Annotated in this window: 1 protein-coding gene; it reads left to right on the top strand. The window is 41.5% G+C overall.

The genetic code is table 11. The features are described from left to right. The first annotated feature begins 168 nt into the window (after window positions 1–168). Window positions 169–375: a hypothetical protein gene (locus RVS70_RS22535; RefSeq protein WP_103748907.1), complete on the top strand. Its 207-nt coding sequence runs from the start codon at window positions 169–171 to the stop codon at window positions 373–375. The last annotated feature ends 61 nt before the right edge of the window (window positions 376–436 follow it).

Below are 436 nucleotides of genomic sequence, written 5' to 3'. Positions count from 1 at the left end.
ATATACAGATTCGTCGTATCAATCAAAAAAGATAAAAAAGAAGGGCTGCGGGTGCGGAAATAAAAAGAAAAAGCCTCAATAGCCTGGCAAAGAAACCGGAGAACTCCGGTTTTTTGTTTTTTAACAGGGCGGCCGCAACCGGCATATATCATAAGCGGGGGGATCAAAGTGAATGAGTTTGAAAAATGGATAGAAGGAAGGTATGAACCGCACGAACAAAAGCAAAAAGAGCATGAAGACACGATGGGCAGCATCAGAAAAGACTTGGATGCATTTGATAAAGCAGGTCTGGAATTTGAAGATGAGATTGAAGCGTTGGCTGAAAAAACAGAGGCCTTACTTAAAAAACATCAAGCTCAATATGATCAATCGTAAATCCGCAAACGCCCTATGCGAATATCCAAGCCAATCCAAGCAGCTCACATAGTGTATAGAG

Origin of the sequence: Virgibacillus sp. M23 (assembly GCF_034190895.1) — a bacterium.
GTDB lineage: Bacteria > Bacillota > Bacilli > Bacillales > Amphibacillaceae > Virgibacillus > Virgibacillus salarius.
This window is presented reverse-complemented; position numbering and strand designations above follow the sequence as displayed.